This window comes from Corynebacterium sp. (genome assembly GCF_030152825.1).
Classification (GTDB): domain Bacteria; phylum Actinomycetota; class Actinomycetes; order Mycobacteriales; family Mycobacteriaceae; genus Corynebacterium.
Map to the genome: position 1 here is coordinate 1 of NZ_JASLIP010000088.1, position 2621 is coordinate 2621.

Here is a 2621-nt window from a genome sequence, read left to right on the forward strand (position 1 = left end):
CGAAAGTGCGATTCACATCAGCTGGTAGCTCCGCCGCGCTAGCCAGGTAGAAGACCACATCGCGCACCGAAATCGGCGTAATCTCATGGCGAATCCAATCCGGACCAATAGCGCCCGGCAGACGCTCCGAGAGATGACGCAACATCTGAAAAGAGATCGAACCCTGGCCCAGCACCACGCCGGCCTGCAGCGCGGCCGTCGGGACATTCGAGTCCAAGAAGATCTCGCCTACCTCCACACGGGAGCCCAAGTGCTCCGAGAGCTCTTCATCCGAAGGATGCAGCCCACCCAAGAACACGATGCGGCCAATCTCCTGCTCCTCCGCCACCGCGGCAAAGCGCTGTGCCATCTCGCGCTCTTCCTTACGGAAGTCATCGCCCTCCCCCATGGAGTGGATGAGGTACCAGGCTGCCGTGGCGTCCGCAAGCGCGGCTCCCAGATCCCGCCTATCGGTTGCATCGCCCTCGTAGACCTCCACCTCGCCCGTGCCGGCCTGCTTACCCTCAGCCACGATCTTGTCACCCCAGGGCATCGACAGCGCCTTGTCACGGCTGCGGGAAAGCGTGCGCACCCGCCAGCCGCGGTCCAGCAATTCCGTGACGAGGTGACTGCCGACGTACCCCGTCGCACCCGTCACCAGGGCAAGCCGTGTCTGCGCAGCGGTATCGTTGGTCATAGCGTTTCCTCCTGGCCTCCGGCGCACGCCGGCGAGTGCAATATTGCCAATACATTCGACGGTACGCGAGTGCAATAATTTATGGCCGCCGATGCCTACCTCATCATTCAGCGACCGGGTAGCCGCGACACCAACGGGCACGCGCTTGGTGACGCCGCGCAAATGCCCTCTCCTTCACAGTTACCGTTTAGCTAGTTTTCACAAGCTACGCCGTCACCGTCGCGATCGAGATCGGAGCTGTAACCAGGATCTCCCGCATAGATCGGGGCTGCACCAGCGGCACGAACTGCTGCACAGTTTGCCTGGGGCAGCGGGCTGTTCGCCTACGCGGCTTGGTGTGGCCATGCTGAGCATGGCCACGCTTGGCGCGGTGTTGGCAGGTGGGCCCACCCCGCGTCGCTAGTCGAAGAGATTTCTCGGCGCGCACCAGCCGGCGCGCTTGATGTCCGGCTCTGCCAGACCCGGGCCGGGGTGATCCTCCCGCGCCCAGTGGCTCGCAGTTTCGTGGCTGTCGCCGCCTGCGGCGCCGGCCCCCCGATCCGCGGCCTCCCTGCCACCGGCGGTGCTGGCATCGAAGCCCTTGTGGCCGCTCTTGCCGTCCTGCCCCGCCTGGGCTTGGCGTTCCACGAGCTTCTCCAGGGTGTCCCGATGCTGGGACATCTCCCCCTCGAAGGCCGTCGCAGCCTCATCCATGCGGGCGAGGAACTCCCCCATGATCGCCTCGTACTTATCGCGGTCTACCACTGCCCGCTCCTTTCAATCCCCACCTCATAAGTCCGTTCCAGGGTGATCCCGGTGGTTGCGGGTTTCACCGCGGGCGAGCTTCCGGGCTCCGCGTTCGCTCCACCAATCGCACCATCGCCAGAAGCATGGGCCACCTGCCCTGCCTGGGCGGTGTCCGCGCCCTCAGCCAGCCAGATATCTGGGCTCCAGGCCGTGGCTTCGGCGGGTTCGATGTCCTGTGGCAGCGCACCGGAGGTCTCCAGTTCGACGACGGGCCCGTCGTCGCTCGACTGCCCCTCCCTGTTGCCGTTCGGGGTGCCGCCTTCACCGTGGCTCGCAGAAACACCGTGGCCTGAACCTGCTGTGTCGTCCTCAGGGCTCGGGGCTTCCTGAGGCTGCGGTGTCTCCGCGACCGGCGCAGCCTCAGCCCCTGGGTCATCATGTTCCGGTGAGTCTGTGCCGACCGTTGACGTGGCGTCGTGCCCCTCCGGGAGATCCTGAACAGCCCCGCCCGCCTGCTCGAATTGCTCACCGTGGCCACCGCCGACGTCCTGGCCGGTCACTGCCTCCAACACCGCCGGATCGGCGGTGCTGAGCTGCACCTCTCCCTCGCTGCCCGCCACAGCTGCTTCGCAGTCCGCGACCAGCTGATCAGCCGCATCGGTGAGCGCCTTGTTACGGCGTTCCAGTTGCTCGCACACGGCGCGCTCGGCGGAATCCCCCATCGCCTTCAGCAGCTCCGGCGGGCACTCCGGCAGCGCGATGCGGGACTGCTCCACCTGGTCCTCAAAGCGGGAGACGATTCGCTCCACCTCTGCGGCCGTGTGCTCGCAGAGGTTGCCGATAAGATCCGCGGCACCCCGGCCCGACTCCGCAACCTGCACCAAGCCCTGGTCGTACTGCTGCTGCGCGGCGCATGCCTGGGCCAGCTGCACACCACCGCAGCCCTCAAGATCCTTCGGGTCCGCCCGGAGCACCGGCGGTGGCGTCCTAAACAGAAGATGGGCGGCGGACTGCAGAGCATCCGGGTCCAGGCCGCGGGTGAATCCAGCGGCAGACTCCGCAGACCCCACCGGCACGCCGTAACTGGCCAGCTGCTTGATGGCGCGCTCCACGCGCTGCTGTTGCCTCATCGGAGCACCTCAGCGATGGCACCTGCCGCGCTATGGTCGGCGTCCTCGGCATCACGGGCCAGCTTCGAGGCCGCCCGTGCCTCCGCTGC

At 66.5% G+C, this 2621-nt stretch carries 4 protein-coding genes; all 4 read right to left on the reverse strand.

What is annotated here, in order from left to right; all coding sequences use genetic code 11:
• The coding region (locus Q1V78_RS08750) for an NAD(P)H-binding protein (protein ID WP_300613676.1) at positions 1–676 on the reverse strand (676 nt) is incomplete at its 3' end.
• A 191-nt stretch (positions 677–867) separates the two neighbouring features.
• Positions 868–987: an excalibur calcium-binding domain-containing protein gene (locus tag Q1V78_RS08755; protein ID WP_300613682.1), complete on the reverse strand. Its 120-nt coding sequence runs from the start codon at positions 985–987 to the stop codon at positions 868–870.
• A gap of 88 nt (positions 988–1075) precedes the next feature.
• Positions 1076–1420 (reverse strand): hypothetical protein, encoded by a 345-nt coding sequence (locus Q1V78_RS08760; RefSeq protein ID WP_300613678.1) that lies wholly within the window; start codon positions 1418–1420, stop codon positions 1076–1078.
• Positions 1414–2532, reverse strand: a complete 1119-nt coding sequence (locus Q1V78_RS08765) for a hypothetical protein (protein ID WP_300613680.1) — start codon at positions 2530–2532, stop codon at positions 1414–1416. The genes Q1V78_RS08760 and Q1V78_RS08765 overlap by 7 nt, the downstream gene beginning before the upstream one ends.
• Positions 2533–2621: the final 89 nt, after the last annotated feature.

Bases quoted from the DNA above. Each gene is read 5' to 3' on its own strand.
- Q1V78_RS08765 (WP_300613680.1), bottom strand. From the start codon at position 2,532: ATGAGGCAACAGCAGCGCGTGGAGCGCGCCATCAAGCAGCTGGCCAGT.